At 61.8% G+C, this 17,648-nt stretch carries 12 protein-coding genes; 10 read left to right on the forward strand and 2 right to left on the reverse strand.

The features are described 5' to 3' along the window. Positions 1 to 1,068, reverse strand: a complete 1,068-nt coding sequence (locus FBX99_RS04780) for a DUF2333 family protein (protein ID WP_144930762.1) — start codon at positions 1,066 to 1,068, stop codon at positions 1 to 3. A gap of 287 nt (positions 1,069 to 1,355) precedes the next feature. Between FBX99_RS04780 and FBX99_RS04785 the strand changes: the two genes are divergently transcribed. The 5 genes from FBX99_RS04785 to accC all read left to right on the forward strand — a co-directional run bounded on the left by FBX99_RS04785 (position 1,356) and on the right by accC (position 8,016). Beyond that, positions 1,356 to 3,017: a diguanylate cyclase gene (locus tag FBX99_RS04785; protein WP_144930760.1), complete on the forward strand. Its 1,662-nt coding sequence runs from the start codon at positions 1,356 to 1,358 to the stop codon at positions 3,015 to 3,017. Between the two features lie 1,231 nt (positions 3,018 to 4,248). Continuing rightward, positions 4,249 to 5,016, forward strand: coding sequence for a methyl-accepting chemotaxis protein (locus FBX99_RS29490; protein WP_371923841.1), 768 nt, complete (start codon positions 4,249 to 4,251; stop codon positions 5,014 to 5,016). Between the two features lie 658 nt (positions 5,017 to 5,674). Next, positions 5,675 to 6,127: a type II 3-dehydroquinate dehydratase gene (gene aroQ, locus FBX99_RS04800; protein ID WP_144928563.1), complete on the forward strand. Its 453-nt coding sequence runs from the start codon at positions 5,675 to 5,677 to the stop codon at positions 6,125 to 6,127. A 48-nt stretch (positions 6,128 to 6,175) separates the two neighbouring features. Further along, on the forward strand, positions 6,176 to 6,643 hold the full coding sequence (gene accB, locus FBX99_RS04805; RefSeq protein WP_144928561.1) for an acetyl-CoA carboxylase biotin carboxyl carrier protein: 468 nt from the start codon (positions 6,176 to 6,178) through the stop codon (positions 6,641 to 6,643). Positions 6,644 to 6,660: 17 nt separating this feature from the next. Further along, positions 6,661 to 8,016 carry an acetyl-CoA carboxylase biotin carboxylase subunit gene (gene accC / locus FBX99_RS04810; protein ID WP_144928559.1) on the forward strand — a complete coding sequence of 452 codons (1,356 nt, stop codon included), beginning with the start codon at positions 6,661 to 6,663 and terminating at the stop codon, positions 8,014 to 8,016. A gap of 77 nt (positions 8,017 to 8,093) precedes the next feature. On the opposite strand, the gene FBX99_RS04815 is transcribed toward accC, so the two are convergent. After that, entirely contained in the window at positions 8,094 to 12,047 is a 3,954-nt protein-coding gene (locus FBX99_RS04815; RefSeq protein WP_145130795.1) for a dermonecrotic toxin domain-containing protein, read from the reverse strand. 211 nt (positions 12,048 to 12,258) lie between these two features. On the opposite strand from FBX99_RS04815, the gene prmA reads away from it, so the two are divergent. From prmA to purH, 5 genes are all read left to right on the forward strand, one after another. Then, on the forward strand, positions 12,259 to 13,137 hold the full coding sequence (gene prmA / locus FBX99_RS04820) for a 50S ribosomal protein L11 methyltransferase (RefSeq protein ID WP_055127223.1): 879 nt from the start codon (positions 12,259 to 12,261) through the stop codon (positions 13,135 to 13,137). 30 nt (positions 13,138 to 13,167) lie between these two features. Then, complete coding sequence (locus FBX99_RS04825) at positions 13,168 to 14,403, forward strand: DUF3426 domain-containing protein (RefSeq protein WP_144928555.1); 1,236 nt, start codon at positions 13,168 to 13,170, stop codon at positions 14,401 to 14,403. A 184-nt stretch (positions 14,404 to 14,587) separates the two neighbouring features. Then, positions 14,588 to 15,595 carry a tRNA dihydrouridine synthase DusB gene (gene dusB, locus FBX99_RS04830; RefSeq protein WP_144928553.1) on the forward strand — a complete coding sequence of 336 codons (1,008 nt, stop codon included), beginning with the start codon at positions 14,588 to 14,590 and terminating at the stop codon, positions 15,593 to 15,595. Further along, on the forward strand, positions 15,592 to 15,912 hold the full coding sequence (gene fis, locus FBX99_RS04835) for a DNA-binding transcriptional regulator Fis (RefSeq protein ID WP_024781407.1): 321 nt from the start codon (positions 15,592 to 15,594) through the stop codon (positions 15,910 to 15,912). The genes dusB and fis overlap by 4 nt, the downstream gene beginning before the upstream one ends. An 83-nt stretch (positions 15,913 to 15,995) precedes the next feature. Beyond that, positions 15,996 to 17,603 (forward strand): bifunctional phosphoribosylaminoimidazolecarboxamide formyltransferase/IMP cyclohydrolase, encoded by a 1,608-nt coding sequence (gene purH / locus FBX99_RS04840; protein ID WP_144928551.1) that lies wholly within the window; start codon positions 15,996 to 15,998, stop codon positions 17,601 to 17,603. Positions 17,604 to 17,648 lie beyond the last annotated feature (45 nt).

Here is a 17,648-nt window from a genome sequence, read left to right on the forward strand (position 1 = left end):
TCAGCCCTGGTTCAGCAATTGCCGCAAATCGATCACCGCCGCGTTGGCCCGGGAGATGTAGTTGGCCATGACCAGAGAGTGGTTCGCCAAGACACCGAAACCGCTGCCGTTGAGGATCATCGGACTCCAGACCGGCTCCTGGGAGGCCTCCAGCTCACGAATGATCTGCCGCACGCTGACCGTGGCGTTCTTCTTCGCCAACACATCGGCGAAGTCGACTTCGATGGCGCGTAGCAGATGGGACAAGGCCCAGGCCTGGCCGCGTGCTTCGTAGAACACGTTATCAATCTGCAGCCATGGGGTCTCGACCACTTCTTCATCCACCTGCGGTACCTGGCCCGGGGCCGGGACTTCGGTTTTCAGCGAAGTGTTGAGCTTGACCCGGCCGACACTGGCCGACAGGCGCTGGGACAGCGACCCCAGGCGAGTACCGACATCCCCCAGCCAGTTGTTCAGGTTGTCGGCACGGGCATAGAACAACGCGCTTTTCTGGGCTGGATCGGACAGGCGCGCCTGATAGCGGCTCAGGGAATTGATGCCTTCCTGGTACTCCGACTCGCTGGAGGGCAGCACCCAACTGCGGTTATCGAAGTTGAAACGCGGCTCGGCCTTGGCCAGGTCGGCGTCCTCGGCGGACTGGGACTGGGAACGGGCGAAGTCCTTGCGCAAGGCGCGACTCAGGTCACGGACCTGCACCAGCACGCCGTACTCCCAGCTCGGCATGTTGTCCATCCACAGGCCGGGTGGAAAACGGTCGTTGGAAATGTAGCCGCCCGGCTTGGTCAGCAAGGTACCGGCCACCGTCTTGAGAGTCTCGACGGTGGTGTAGCCGACCACCATTTGCCGGCCATCCCTCTCGGCTGCCGCCTGGGCATTCTGCTGCACGGGAAACAGCGCAGGCTCCTGGCTCCAATACCAGCCGATGGCAATGGTCACCAGCAGATACAGGCCGATCAGCGTGGCCAGCGCGCGGCTGAAAAACAGCCCACCCAGGTAGCTGCGGGCGGCCGATTTCGGCTCGGCGGCACGTTCAGGTGCGCTGCCCGCGCGGTTTTTCCAGTCCAGCATGGCGATGTCCCTTCAATCACTTGAGTTCACGGTTCGACCACAACCCTACGCCATCGTGCCTGATTTGAAACGCGATAAATCCCGCGTAAATCATGCTGGCCCAGGCAAGGCAGTCGGATGGCAACTATAAAGGAAGCGCGGCCATCGGCCTACGAAACCGACCGGTCATAAACTGAATGTCGCTGCCGGGTAGATTATTGACGTACGACACTCATGCGTATGAAAAGAGATGCTAGCATAGAGCCACCAGTCGACCTCAGCATGTATCTAACTAAGTAGTCAGGATAATGACCGAGCCAGAAGACCCCAGCCGTGAGCGCCTCAAGCACCACTTTGCCCAGCGGGTAATTCATCAGGCTCGTCAGATCCTGGAGATCTGGCAGCGCCTGCAACGCAGCGAGTGGTCCAGCACCGACCTGTTGGAGCTCAGCGAGGCCAATCTGCGCCTGCTGCGTTTTGCCGAGCGTTTCGAACAGCCGGAGCACTCCCAACTGGCCCACGGCATCAGCCAGTCACTGCAAGCGGTGGATGCCAATCGCGGGCGGTTGAGCAGTCAACTGATCACCGAGATCAATCGTCTGATGCAGCGCCTGTCCCGTACCGGCCTGCGTCATGGGGACCAGCTCGAACAGACCTTTCTGCCACCGTTGCGCAAACCCATCTATGTGTTGCTGCAAGACCATGACCGTGCCGAGCGCCTGGCCAAGCAACTGGAGTTCTTCGGCCTCAGCGCCCAGGCGCTGGACAGTGTCGCGGCATTTCGTGCCTCGATGGTCGAGCGGCTGCCGGCGGCGATTGTCATGGACGTGGACTTCAGTGGCCCCGGCATCGGTCTGAAACTGGCGGCCGAAGCCCAGCAAGGCCTGGAACAGCCGTTGCCCCTGTTGTTCTTCAGCCTGCTGGAAACCGATACCCCGACCCGTCTGGCGGCCGTGCGCGCCGGCGGGCAGGAATTCCTCACCGGCACCCTCGAGGCCTCGAGCCTGCTGGAAAAGATCGAGGTGCTGACCTGCGTCGCCCAGTACGAACCCTATAAAGTGCTGATCATCGATGACTCCCGCGCCCAGGCCCTGCACACCGAGCGCCTGCTCAACAGTGCCGGCATCGTGACCCGCACGTTGATCGAACCGATCCAGGCCATGGCCGAACTGGCTGATTTCCAGCCCGACCTGATCATTCTCGACATGTACATGCCCGCCTGCACCGGTACGGAACTGGCGAAGGTGATCCGTCACAATGACCGCTATGTCAGCGTACCGATCATCTACCTGTCCGCCGAAGACGACCTGGACAAGCAGCTCGATGCCATGAGCGAAGGCGGCGACGACTTCCTGACCAAACCGATCAAGCCCCGCCACCTGATCACCACCGTGCGCAATCGCGCGGCCCGGGCCCGCAACCTCAAGGCGCGGATGGTGCGTGACAGCCTCACCGGCCTGTACAACCACACCCACATCCTGCAACTGCTCGAAGACTGCTGCTTCCGAGCCCGCCGCGAAGGCAAGCCGCTGAGCTTCGCCATGCTGGACATCGACCATTTCAAACGGGTCAACGACAGCCATGGCCATCCCATGGGGGACCGGGTGATCAAGAGCCTGGCGTTGTTTCTCAAGCAGCGTCTGCGCAAGACCGATTTCATCGGCCGTTATGGTGGCGAAGAGTTCGCCATTGTCATGCCGGACACCAACATCAACGACGCTTGCTCGGTGCTGGATGAAATCCGCCAACGCTTTGCTGAAATCCACTACCCGGCCCAGCCCCAGGACCTGTGGTGCACGTTCAGTGCCGGTGTAGTAGAGATGAGCCAGGAGTCCGACAGCCTGATGATGGCCAGTGAGGCGGATGAAGCCCTGTATCGCGCCAAGCACGCCGGTCGCAACCGGGTACAAAACGCAAGGCAAAGTGCCACCTTTTCATCGGAATCAACCGATTCAGTCATAAACTTGTAACCCAAGCGCAATAAATTCAGGCACTTACGATTCTGCCCCCGGTAGACCTTGAATGCGCCTGAAACTGCTGACCAACCTCAATACCCTGCTCTTATTGGCCGTCTGCCTGGGCCTCGGCGCCACGCTATGGTGGTCCCAAGTCGCCCTGGAACGTCCTTACCTGTTGATGGAGCGCTACCTGGGCCTGTCCCGGCAATTCCAGGGTGAGGTGACGCGCAACATCGAGGATTATCTGGCCAGTGGCGACACCTTGCGCCTCAGCGCCGCCAGCCAGTCCCTCGACACCCTGCAAAAAGAACTGGATCAATTTCCCCCGGCGTTGGCCCGAACCCTCAGGCCAAGCCTGTCGAGCCTGGAAGACTTCAGCAAGACCGACCTGCTGGCCGCCGGCAAGCTGGCCGGCGATCCCCAAGCCCTGCTGTTGCAGGCCGAGCGTGAACTGGGCGCCAACCTGGACCAGCTCGCCCGGTACGCCAACGGTGCCCCGAGCTACCTGCCTTTGCTGTTCAGCGCATCGCAGCACCTGGGGCGGCTGTCCCTGGCACGGGACAAGCTGGTCAGCAGCGGGCGCAGCGAACTGGCCACTGATGTCGAGCGGGAAGTGGCCAGTATCCGTGCGCAGGCCGGTCAACTGGACAGCCTGCCATTGCTGGGGGTGACAAGCAGCAGTGATTCCGCCGGCGATGATTTCGCCGCGCTGATGGGCCTGGAAAACCAGGAAAAAGCCGTCGCCGAAGACGCCGGCATCGCTCTCAAGCGCGAACTCAACAGCCTGCTCGGTCGCTACCCCACGGAACTGGCGCGCACCCGCGAGTTGATCCAGAAGCGCACCGAACTGAGCAATGCAACCCATGTGAAAACCGCCGACGTGCAACAGGCGATCAACGCCCTGGAACCAGTGGTGCGTACCCAACACGGGCAGATCCAAGGCGAGGTCCGATTGATCCAGGGACTGATGATTGGCTTGATTCTGTTGATCGCACTGCTTATCGACACCTTGCAACGACGCCTGGCGCGGACCCTGACGCACCTCGCGCCAGCCCTGTCGACCTGGGCCGAAGGCGACTTCAGCCGCGACATCCATGTGGGCGCCAGCAACCGTGAGCTGCAAGACATCCAAGCGTCACTCAATCGGCTGCGGGCCTATCTGGCGGATCTGGTGGGTACCATTCACCTGAACGCCGAGCAGGTCGCCGGCAGCAGCCGGGCCCTGGCCGATCTCAGCGCCGACATGCACAGCGGCGCGGAATATCAGGCCGACGATACGGCGCTGATCCGCGACTCCCTCAGCGAACTCGAAGCGACGATTCAGCAAGTGGCCGGCGATGCCAGCCAGGCCGCCGACGCCAGCCGCCGCGCCGGGCATGCGGTGGAGCAAGGGCAGAAAGTCATAGGTTTGAGCCTTACCGGACTGCATGCACTGGTGGGCGAAGTACAAGGCAACGCGCAGATGATCGAACAGTTGGCGGAAGAATCGGCCACCATCGGCGGTGTGCTGACGGTGATTCGCTCGATTGCCGACCAGACCAACCTGCTGGCCCTCAATGCCGCCATCGAAGCCGCCCGCGCCGGCGAGATGGGCCGGGGCTTTGCGGTGGTGGCCGAGGAAGTCCGTTCCCTGGCCCAACGCACGGCGGGAGCCACGGCCGAAATCCAGGCGTTGATCGCCCGCCTGCAACAGGCCGCGCGTCAATCAGTCGATGGCATGCGCGCCCAAGTCGAACACGCCGAAGCCACCGCCAACCAGGCACAAGCGGCCGACGGCGCACTGGATAAAATCGTCGACGCCATCCAGACCATCGCCGACACCGCCGTGCGCATCGCCGAAGTCACCGCCCAACAGAGCGGCGCCGTCAGCGAAATCCGCGATCACAGCGAGCGCATTCACCAGTTGGGCGGGGAGAACCTGCTGCGTATCGGCCAGGGACGGGAACAGGGCGAAAACCTACTGATGCTGGGTGGGCGCCTGCACACGGCGGTGCAGGCGTTTCGTGTTTGACTCAACGGCCACCACCAATCTCCTGTGGGAGCGGGCTTGCTCGCGATTGCGGTGGGTCAGCTTGCATAGGCGTCGAATGTGCCGCCCTCTTCGCGAGCAAGCCCGCTCCCACCCCAGATCCAGGCTGAACACAACATCCATACTCACCGCCAATCTCCTGTGGGAGCGAGCCTGCTCGCGATAGCGGTGGGTCAGCTTGCATGAGTGTCGAATGTGCCACAGCCATCGCGAGCGAGCTTTGCTCCCACAGGTGGTGTGTCCTCAGGTACAGCTGGGGAAATAGGTCGGCAAGCTGCCTCGCTTTGGCTTTTGATCTTGATCTTGGATGCCCCGTTAACCACGAAGGCCGAACGCAGGCATTGCGTAGTGGTGGGGCAAGAGCGTTTTCGTTACTTTTGCGCTTTTCAAAGTAACCCGCCGTCAGGGCGGAACCCTAAGCCGCCGTTACCGCAGCAATGGATATGTACCCGGTCAAAAATCCGTACAGCCCGAGCAAGCTCCCACAGGGCCACGGTGACCAAACCCAGAACCATGGTCATAAATTTTTCGCAAACATCGCTCATCGTGCCGGCTATTGCCGAGAACTGGACAGTCATTAAGGGTTTGCGGCATAGTCGCCGGGTTCTGATACCTGCTCACAGATAATAAGGAACAGCAGATGGCGACCCTTTTAGTCCTGCACGGACCCAACCTGAACCTGCTGGGCACCCGTGAACCGGGCGTCTATGGAGCCGTAACACTGGCCCAGATCAACCAGGACCTGGAGCAGCGGGCCCGCGCCGGCGGCCATCATCTGCTCTATCTGCAAAGCAACGCCGAATACGAATTGATCGACCGCATCCATGCCGCCCGTAGCGAAGGCGTGGACTTCATTTTGATCAATCCAGCAGCTTTTACGCATACAAGTGTCGCATTACGTGACGCGTTGCTGGCAGTGAGCATCCCATTCATCGAAGTGCATTTGTCCAACGTGCACAAACGCGAACCTTTCCGCCATCATTCCTACTTCTCCGATGTAGCGGTGGGAGTGATCTGCGGCCTTGGCGCCAGCGGTTACCGACTGGCCCTGGAGGCCGCCCTAGAGCAGCTTGAAAAACAGGCAACAGCTTGAACAACAAGCGTTAAACGCCCCTGACCGACCCTTGGGAGTTGATGATTCATGGATATCCGTAAAGTTAAGAAACTGATCGAATTGCTGGAAGAGTCCGGCATCGACGAGCTGGAGATCAAGGAAGGCGAAGAGTCCGTACGCATCAGTCGTCATAGCAAGACTCCAGCCCAGCAGTTCTACGCTCCGGCACCGATGCAGGCTCCAGCCGCCGCAGCGCCAGCCGCTCCGGCCGCTGCTGCTCCGGCCGCTGCTCCAGCTGCGGCCGCCGCTCCAGCGCTCAACGGCACTGTCGCTCGTTCGCCAATGGTGGGCACCTTCTATCGCAAGTCTTCGCCAACCTCGCCATCCTTCGTTGAAGTGGGCCAGACCGTGAAGAAAGGCGACACCCTGTGCATCGTCGAAGCCATGAAGATGATGAACCACATCGAAGCTGAAACCAGCGGTGTGATCGAGTCCATCCTCGTTGAAGACGGCCAGCCGGTTGAGTACGACCAACCGCTGTTCACCATCGTTTGAACCGCGGAGAGCCTTTGATGACTGCGAAGCTGGAAAAAGTCCTGATCGCGAACCGCGGTGAGATCGCCCTGCGGATCCTGCGTGCCTGCAAAGAGATGGGCATCAAGACCGTCGCCGTTTACTCCAAGGCCGACAAAGAGCTGATGCACCTGGGCCTGGCGGACGAATCCGTCTGCATCGGCCCGGCTTCTGCCGCGCACTCCTACCTGCACATCCCGGCGATCATTGCCGCTGCCGAAGTGACCGGCGCCACCGCCATTCACCCAGGCTACGGGTTCCTGGCGGAAAACGCCGACTTCGCCGAACAGGTCGAGAATTCCGGCTTTGCCTTCATCGGCCCGAAAGCCGAGACCATCCGCCTGATGGGCGACAAGGTGTCGGCCAAGCACGCCATGATCGCAGCCGGCGTACCGACCGTTCCGGGTTCCGACGGCCCGCTGCCTGAAGACGAAGAAACCGCTCTGCGCATCGGTCGCGAAGTCGGTTACCCAGTGATCATCAAGGCCGCCGGCGGCGGCGGCGGTCGTGGCATGCGCGTGGTACACAAGGAAGAAGACCTGATTTCCTCGGCGAAGCTGACCCGCTCCGAAGCAGGCGCGGCGTTCGGTAACCCGATGGTCTACCTGGAAAAATTCCTCACCAACCCACGCCACGTCGAAGTCCAGGTGCTGTCCGACGGCCAGGGCCAGGCCATCCATCTGGGCGACCGCGACTGCTCGCTGCAACGTCGCCACCAGAAGGTCCTCGAAGAAGCGCCAGCACCGGGCATCGACGAGAAGGCCCGTCAGGAAGTCCTGGCGCGTTGCGTCAAGGCCTGCATCGACATCGGCTACCGCGGCGCCGGTACCTTCGAGTTCCTGTACGAGAACGGTCGCTTCTACTTCATCGAAATGAACACCCGTGTTCAGGTGGAGCACCCGGTTTCGGAAATGGTCACGGGTATCGACATCGTCAAGGAGATGCTCAGCATCGCCGCCGGCAACAAGCTGTCGTTCACCCAGGATGACGTGGTCATCCGCGGTCACGCGCTGGAATGCCGGATCAACGCCGAAGACCCGAAAACCTTCATGCCAAGCCCAGGCACGGTCAAGCACTTCCATGCACCGGGCGGCAACGGCGTTCGCGTCGACTCGCACCTGTACAGCGGTTATGCCGTTCCACCGAACTACGATTCGTTGATCGGCAAGCTGATCACCTACGGGGCGACCCGCGACGAAGCCATGGCGCGCATGCGCAATGCGCTGGAAGAAATCGTGGTTGACGGGATCAAGACCAACATCCCGCTGCACCGCGATCTGGTACGTGACAAAGGCTTCTGCGAAGGCGGCGTCAACATCCATTACCTGGAACACAAGCTGGGCAACCAGCACTGATGCCCCAAGTGATGTAAAAGACCCCGGTCCATTGGCCGGGGTCTTTTTTTGCCTGCTTTCAGAAAAGCCGCAATGGCTCAGCTCAGCGTCACCACGGAAAACGCCTGGGCTTCGATCTGCGCCGCCGTCGCCGGCCTGCCCTGGGGCGTGCTGACGACACCATTGGCATTGGCGACCAGAGGATCGTTGCGCACGCGCGTCATGAACCCGCGCGCGCGCATCGATACCGGGTCCATACTCTTCTTCGCCCGTGCCAGCACCGGTATATAGTAGCGCTCGACCTGGCTGCGGGAGGTCTTGAAGACCGATGTGAGGCCACTGTTCAGATCCAGTGAAACTCCATAGGTATTGCCGAAGCAGGACGAGTAAGACCAATGGTCCCAGGTAGGTTGCAGGCCCTGGCGCCTCATTGCCGACCTGACCCGCCCGCCAATGTCGGCCCCCGTCAGCCAGTCCCCGCCCACCAGGGTGACGCGGACATCCTGCGCGGTCCCGCCCAGGCGCGGCATGACATCGCGAAGGCTGCGCTCGATAAGCGCACGGATATTGTGATCGAAATGAATGACCGCCCCCGCCCTTGTGGTGGGGTTGTACAACGACGCGATCACACATGTCTGCGCGTTCAGGGAGAACAGATAGTTGTCCGCCACAGCCGCGTTGAACCTCGCCACCACCACCTCACCCTGCAACGCGCCCCTCGATACATCCGGGAAAACATGGCCGGGAAACGCCTCCCGCAGATCGCTCACTCGCCCAAGGAAAACCGCTTGCTCATTTCCCCCTCGCAAGCCGACCGCGTTGTGCACCCACTTGCCATTGCCCAGCCTGCGGATGGGCAAGTTATACAACGCCCCGGGACGACTGGAATCCACCAGACACAAACCGCCGAAACGACGATCTTGCTTCACCTGGTAATACCGGCCCCGACTGCGTATGTAATAGGTCTCGAACGGCTGCGATGCGCTGGACGGGCTGCGATAGGTGCCCTGGTAAATCCCCTCCGTGGTTACCCGCTCCAGATGCCCGGGGGGCTTGGCCACCGCCTGCTGCGGCTTGAAGCGAATGGGCGGGATGATTGGCCCTGCCTCCCGGGCGAGCGACGCCACGCTTCTCAAGCGCTGCCTGGAAAGAGACAGGCTCTGCACCACAAGCTTCAGGTTACTCGCCGCCCATCCCACTAGCGTAGCGGCGACCCCGGCTCCCAGCGCGGCGAACAAGGTGCCCCAGGAGGCCATCAGCCAATGGCCCAGCGCACGATTCGTATCTCCCTGCCAATGAACCTCGGCGGCCTGCTTGACGCTGGCGGCGATCAAGGCGGCATCCAGCAGCAGGGCAAAAGGCGGATAGACCAGGCAAACAGGCGCCGAAGCAAACAGCAACCCCTTGATGACCTGCTGCCGGATGACTTCGGCACGACTGCGGGTGATGCTTTCCACATCGGTGACAGCACGCTCGATGTAAGCATCGAACTCTGTCTGGATATCGCGTACTCGATTGAACTCGCGCAAGGTGTCGACGCTGGAGCGTGTCTTCGCCAGCTCCATCAACGAGCGCCTGACGGCCGTGCGGGCGCCCAGCGCGACACGCGCCAACATATAGTCCTGCAGGCGCGCGGCGACGCTTGCGGAGAAATCCTGGTATCGGCGAAACGTGACACCGTCCGGCGCGTCTGGCGTGTACAACCAATACACGCTCTTCGGATCGAAATAAGTGAAGACGTATACGCCCATCACGATATGACCAGCGATGGAAAACCTGATCACCCCCTCGTGCTGTACGACGGCCCCTGGATACACCGGGCCCGACGCCGGCACCGATTCGCTCAGGAGGGTGACTTGTCGAGTGAGCCACCAGAATTCGCTCGCACTTAACTGGAGTTGCCCCATGGCGACCCGCAGGTCACGGTCCATCCGGGTCAGCAGCAGGTTGCGGTAAGCGGCGCGGCGCGCGGAGTATTCAGGAGCACCGGCATCGAGAAATTTGGCACGGATCTCCCGTGCATACTGCTCGCCCAGGTACGCCCGTCGAAGATAGGACGCCAGCTCCGCACTGCGGACTTGCCCCAGGTCCTGCCCTACCGACGAACGCACACCCTTTTCGGGCCGGTCGATACCCGAATTATCGTCGTACCCGTAGATGGCAAGGTCCAGCAGGCTGGCGACCTTGGCTTTGCCATCCGCCAATCCCGGGTTGTAGTCGATGAGTACCGTTGCGGGGTCGACCGGCTCCTGCACCCCCTTGCTGCGCATATAGGGGGCAATGGCCTGGGTGACGACACGCTTGGCGTAGTCCGCGAAGATTTCGTAATCGGCAATCTGCTGGTTGAAAACCTCCTGATGGAGCAGGACCTCTTGGCTCAGGCTACTGATGTTGCGCCGCGCATCGAGCGGCAACGCAGAGTACCAGCGCGGCGATTCGTCCCGTTCCACCTGTGCCAGATTGTTGTCCAGCCCCATTGCAACGAGGCTTTCAAGGCAAGCCCTGAAACCGGTCACCGCTCCCCGTGGATCGCGGCTCGAGTCCCAGGTCGTCGGCTGGTCCGCTACGCCGGCAAAGTATTCCCGGGTCCTGCCCCGCTCAACGGGAGAAATCCGTTGCAGCAGGTACTCGCGACCGGCTTCGCTACGTGTCCATCCGCCTATTTCCAAGTTCACCGCCCGCAACGAAGGCAGCTCGACCCACTCCTGGCCATCCGGCTTATCGGGGGCATACAGCAGCAGGTCGCCTTGCAGATCGTGGCGATGGAACAAAAGAAGATCGTCACACCGTAAAGCGTTCGGAAGTATCAGGCTGCTGACCCGCAAAGCGCTGGCTACCTGCCCCTCCCACAGCGCCATGACCGCCTCGTGGTTGGCCGCCTTGAGGTGACCTGCGCAACGGGCAATGAACGCACTTTGCTGCAGCCGCGCCATGAACCAATCGAGCAGAGCATCTTTCAAGTCCTCTTGGCCATAACGCTCGACCAGCGCTGGCAAATACCCCGCCGGAGCATCGATGTCCGCCAGCAATTGGGTGATGAACGCTGGCGAAAGCGGCTGGTTGCGCAGCATCGCGCCGTTTTCCACCAGGAACACCGAGACAGCGTCCGACCTGACCGGCCCGGCCGCCAGCAGCTCGCTCAAGTTGTGGGCGTGTACCGGTTGGCCCATCACGCTACGCCACTGCAATTGCACCCGGATGCTGTCAGGCTCAACCTCCATATCCAATTCCTGCCTGACATAGTCCTTGGCCAATTGCCGGGCAAACGCCTGCAACGACCCCAGGCCATCGAGCAAGCTGTCCACCTGCGCCCGTGCCTGAGAAGTCTGGTCCTGGAAAACTTTCAGCCGTCTGCGGTCAGCTTCGCCCAACCCACGCAACCAGTCAGGCAGTTGCAAACGAGCGATCGCTTGCAGCGCCTGACGCTCCGAAGCGCTCGCCAACGCCGTCAACGCACTCATCCGCCGCCAACCATCCTGGAGTGTTTCCAGTTTACCCCGCAGGTCATCGACCTCCAGGCCCGCCAATCGCTCCGGCTGGAACATTGTGGTGGCACTGCTCAGGTGATCCTCAAGCCTGCGCTGGACCACTGCCACCAAAGAAGTCTCCTCCCCGGCCATTTTCCAGTGCCGTCGCAGATAATCCCCGTAGTGGTCGATAAAGTTCGAAGCGACGCTCTCCACCACTTGGGTAATGACCTCCTGTCGCTCGACCGCTATCCCCCGATCAGCCGCCCCCGGCCAACGATAAGGCGCGTCCTGTTCTTCGTCGGGCATGACTGGCTGCTGGTCGATCATGCGTTGCAGCACGGTATCGAGCAGGGTGTCGATGAAGCGTGGATCGATGTTGCCTTGGTAATAATGGGTACGCAGTTCAACCAGCAGGTACTCTTCCAGCACCTCCAGCACGCCCATCTGGGTTTGCAATCGCGCATCGATGGCCGCTTGCCAACGAGCCAGTCGCTCCAGAATGGTATGTACCGTTGCCGCCTTCGGGGAAGGTACCGGCCCTGTACTGCTCACGTTTCTTTGCCGCTCGGCCGTGTTGTCCATCACATTCCTCCCTGTTGTGTGAACCCGCACCTTATCCGCCCGCCAGCGCACGCATGTCATACATATATATTCCGAAACACCACGCCAGGCGCGCTGACTCGCTTATCCACTTTGACGGCGACCTGGCGTACACTGCGCAGCTTTCGCAGCCTGGTGGCCACACAGGCCACCCAGTCTGCTTCCTGTAGATTTATTTCCAAAGGTGCCCGCCATGCCTTGGCTGCAAGTACGTCTGGCCATCAGCCCGGAACAAGCCGAAACCTACGAAGACGCGTTTCTTGAAGTAGGCGCCGTATCGGTCACCTTCATGGACGCCGAAGACCAGCCGATCTTCGAACCGGAACTCAACACCACTCCGTTGTGGTCCCACACCCACTTGCTGGCGTTGTTCGAAGGTGGCACCGAAGCGGCCAGCGTGCTGGCCCATCTGGAACTGCTGACCGGCAGCCCATTGCCCGAACATCACAGCGAAGTGATCGAAGATCAGGACTGGGAACGCAGCTGGATGGACAATTTCCAGCCGATGCGCTTTGGCCAGCGGCTGTGGATCGTACCGAGCTGGCATGCGGCGCCGGAGCCGGACGCCGTCAACCTGCTGCTGGACCCGGGCCTGGCGTTCGGCACCGGTACCCACCCGACCACCGCGCTGTGCCTGGAATGGCTCGACGGGCAGGACCTCAAGGGCTGCGATGTGCTCGACTTCGGCTGCGGGTCGGGCATCCTGGCCATTGCCGCGCTGCTGCTGGGTGCCAAACAGGCGGTCGGCACCGACATCGACGTCCAGGCCCTGGAAGCGTCCCGCGACAACGCCGGGCGCAACAACATTGCCGAAGCGCTGTTCCCTCTCTATCTGCCGCAGGACCTGCCTCAGGTCCAGGCCGACGTACTGGTGGCCAACATCCTCGCCGGACCGTTGGTCTCCCTGGCGCCGCAACTGTCGGGCCTGGTCAAGCCGGGCGGGCGACTGGCGCTGTCGGGCATCCTGGCTGAACAGGGCGAGGAAGTCGCCGCCGCTTATGCCGCCGACTTTGACCTGGACCCTATTGCCAATCGTGATGGCTGGGTGCGCATCACCGGACGTCGGCGCTAGAATGGCCGCCTGTATCCACCGGATTGCCGCATGACTGACAGTTTCGTCACCCAGTGCCCGCATTGCCACACCAGTTTTCGCGTCAGCCATGCTCAATTGAGCGTGGCCCGCGGGGTGGTTCGCTGCGGCTCGTGCCTGCAAGTCTTCAATGCCGCACGGCAATTGCTGGAACAACGGACCGCCAGGGAGCCCGCCCCCACCGTCGCCGCACCCCTGCGGCCCGCAGCCGTCGAAACACCGCCCAGGGCGATCAGCCAGAAACAGTGGACCGCCGCGGAGCTGGACCTGGATGACCTGGACAAGGAACTGGCGCGCCTGGAACGGCGTGACAAACGCGCACCGGACTCCTTCGGGCGACGCCGTGAAGATAACCTGAGCGCACAGCGGGACCACCTCTCCAGCGAGCAGGAGCCCTGGTCCGACAGCCTGTACAGCGACACTCCCGCTGAGCGCGCGCAAGCAGTGGCCCAGGTCCCCATCGAGCCTTTCGCCCCCCATGAGCCGGTCCGGCCACCCCGTACCGAGCCGTCCCTGTCGCTGCCCCTGACGCTTGAACCACTGGAGCCGGACGAAGTGCCTGGCGCGCCGCTGCACCTGGCGCCGGACGATGAACCCGACGAACGCCTCGAGCGCCTGTCCGCCACCGACGATATTGACGATATCGACGAAGAACCGGCCCTGCCGCGCAAGAAACGCGAACGTCAGGAACCCGGAATACGCGCCGAAGTTCTCCAGGACCTTGACGACGATCCGTTGCAACTGGACTGGCGCAAGCGCCGCTCGCCCTGGGGTCGGCGCCTGCTGTGGAGCCTGTTGATCCTGCTGGCCGCCGGGGCCTTGGCGGGCCAGTACATCGCTTACCATTTCGAGGAATTGGCCCGCCAGGACCAGTACCGCCCGTGGTTCCTGCAGATTTGCCCGACCATCGGCTGCGACGTGCCATCCAAAGTCGACATCGCCAAGATCAAGAGCAGCAACCTGGTGGTACGCAGTCATCCGGACTTCAGCGGCGCCCTGGTGGTGGACGCGATCATCTACAATCGTGCGCCCTTCTCCCAACCTTTTCCGCTGCTGGAACTGCGCTTCGCCGACCTTAACGGGCACTTGATCGCCAGCCGCCGCTTCAAGCCCGGAGAGTACCTGGGTGGCGATCTCGAGGGCCTGGGGGAAATGCCGCCCCAGACCCCTATTCACATCGCCCTGGACATCCTCGACCCAGGCCCCAAGGCAGTGAACTACAGCCTGAGCTTCCACTCGCCCGAGTGAAGCCACCGGGGCCAGTCGATTGACGGCGGGTTTCTGACCCACCCCAGCCGGACCAAACCGCTGGCGATAACAAAGTAGCTGTTCAGATTTTATCCAATTCCATCTTTATCCAGTCATCGAGAGCGGGTATCATGCCAACCCTTTTTCGAAGTCTCATGATCCGGCCCCACTTCAGGGAAGTCCTATGTCGGCGGTACGCATCGGCCCATATACACTGCAGAACGGTCTGATTCTCGCCCCCATGGCGGGTGTCACCGATCAGCCCTTTCGTCAGTTATGCAAACGGCTGGGCGCCGGTCTTGTGGTTTCGGAAATGGTCACCAGCGACATGAGCCTGTGGAACACCCGCAAGTCACGTCTGCGCATGATCCACGAAGGCGATCCCGAGCCCCGCTCGGTGCAGATCGCCGGTGGCGATGCACAGATGCTGGCGGAAGCGGCCCGGGCCAACGTGGCGTTGGGGGCACAGATCATCGACATCAACATGGGCTGTCCGGCGAAGAAGGTCTGCAACAAGGCTGCCGGCTCGGCGCTGTTGAAGGATGAGGCCCTGGTTACCGAGATCCTGCAGGCGGTCGTCGCTGCAGTCGATGTGCCGGTGACGTTGAAGATCCGCACCGGGTGGGACCGGGAGAACAGGAATGGCCTGACGGTGGCGAAGATCGCCGAACAAGCGGGAATCACGGCGTTGGCGGTCCATGGCCGCACCCGTGCCGACCTGTATACCGGCGAGGCCGAGTACGACACCATCGCCGCGATCAAGCAGGCGGTGTCGATACCGGTGTTCGCCAACGGCGACGTCGACTCGCCAGAGAAGGCGCGGTACGTGCTGGACGCGACCGGTGCCGACGGCCTGTTGATCGGCCGGGCTGCCCAGGGGCGGCCCTGGATTTTCCGTGAGATCGAACACTTCCTGCGCACCGGCGAAAAGCTGCCTGCGCCGCAAATGTCCGAGGTGGAACGAATTCTGCTGGAGCATCTGGCCGCGCTGCATGCCTTCTACGGAGAAGTCATGGGCGTGCGCATCGCGCGCAAGCATGTGGGCTGGTATCTCGCAACCCTGCCGGGCGCCAGGGAGTTTCGCGCCCGCTTCAATCGTTTGGATGGTACGCAAGCACAATGCGCCGACGTTCAGGCCTTCTTCGCTGAACGTTACAAGAGCCTGACAGGGGACGAAGGGGTGGCCGCATGACGATGATGACCGAGACTTTAGTGAGTGGAATAACACCCGTGAGCGACAACGTGAATTTGAAACAGCACCTCAATACGCCAAGCGAAGAGGGTCAGACCCTTCGCGGGAGTGTCGAGAAGGCGCTGCACAATTATTTCGCCCACCTTGAGGGCGCTGCCGTCACGGATGTGTACAACCTGGTGCTTTCCGAAGTCGAGGCGCCACTGCTCGAAAGCGTGATGAACTACGTCAAGGGCAACCAGACCAAGGCCAGTGAGATGCTGGGCCTAAACCGCGGCACCCTGCGCAAGAAACTCAAGCAGTACGATCTGCTGTAAGCATTCAATCAAACCAGAAAGGCGCCCGCATAAAAAACGGTCGCCTTTTTTGCTGACTTCCCTTGCTTTTGATGGAAATTGAAATGACCGACCAGACCACCCGCCAGCCGATCCGCCGCGCCTTGATCAGCGTCTCCGACAAGACCGGGATCCTCGAATTCGCCCGCGAGCTGCAACAGCTGGGCGTCGAGATCCTCTCCACCGGCGGGACCTTCAAGCTGCTGCAGGACAATGGTGTCGCCGCAGTGGAAGTCGCGGACTACACCGGTTTTGCGGAAATGATGGACGGTCGGGTCAAGACCCTGCATCCGAAGATTCATGGTGGGATCCTGGGTCGTCGTGGCATCGACGACGCCATCATGAACGAACATGGCATCAAGCCGATCGACCTGGTGGCGGTCAACCTCTACCCGTTCGAAGCCACCATCAGCAAGCCGGGCTGCGACCTGCCGACCGCCATCGAGAACATCGACATCGGCGGCCCGACCATGGTCCGCTCGGCGGCCAAGAACCACAAGGACGTCGCCATCGTGGTCAACGCCAGCGACTACGCCGGCGTGCTGGAGAACCTCAAGGCCGGCGGACTGACCTACGCTCAGCGTTTCGACCTGATGCTCAAGGCCTTCGAACACACCGCTGCCTACGACGGCATGATCGCCAACTACATGGGCACCGTGAACCAGGCCGCTGAAACCCTGTCGACCGAAGGTCGCAGCGAATTCCCGCGCACCTTCAACACCCAGTTCATCAAGGCCCAGGAAATGCGCTACGGCGAGAACCCGCACCAGAGCGCGGCGTTCTACGTGGAAGCCAAGCCTGCCGAAGTCGGCATCGCCACCGCGACCCAGTTGCAAGGCAAGGAACTGTCGTTCAACAACGTGGCCGACACCGACGCCGCGCTCGAATGCGTGAAAAGCTTCGTCAAGCCGGCCTGCGTGATCGTCAAGCACGCCAACCCATGCGGCGTGGCCGTGAGCCCGGATGCCGAGGGCGGTATCCGCCAGGCCTACGAACTGGCCTACGCCACCGACACCGAATCGGCCTTCGGCGGCATCATCGCCTTCAACCGCGAATTGGACGCCGAGACCGCCAAGGCTATCGTCGAGCGCCAGTTCGTCGAAGTGATCATCGCCCCTTCCGTCAGTGAAGAAGCCCGCGCCATCGTGGCCGCCAAGGCCAACGTGCGCCTGCTGGCCTGCGGCCAATGGTCGGCCGACCGTGCACCGGCCTGGGACTACAAGCGCGTCAATGGCGGCCTGCTGGTCCAGAGCCGTGACATCGGCATGATCGGCAGCGACGACCTGAAAGTGGTGACCCAGCGCGCCCCGAGCGAGCAGGAAATCCATGATCTGATCTTCGCCTGGAAAGTCGCCAAATACGTCAAGTCCAACGCCATCGTCTATGCCAAGAACCGCCAGACCATCGGCGTCGGCGCCGGCCAGATGAGCCGCGTGAACTCGGCCCGCATCGCCGCCATCAAGGCCGAACACGCCGGTTTGCAGGTCCAGGGGGCGGTCATGGCCTCCGATGCGTTCTTCCCGTTCCGTGACGGCATCGACAATGCGGCCAAGGTGGGGATTACCGCTGTGATCCAGCCGGGTGGCTCGATGCGTGACGCTGAAGTGATCGCTGCGGCTGATGAAGCCGGCATCGCCATGGTATTTACTGGCATGCGCCACTTCCGTCACTGAGTGGCGGTAGCTACAAGCCTCAAGCTGCAAGCGGCAAGAAAAGAG

The organism is Pseudomonas sp. SJZ074 (assembly GCF_007828215.1).
GTDB lineage: Bacteria > Pseudomonadota > Gammaproteobacteria > Pseudomonadales > Pseudomonadaceae > Aquipseudomonas.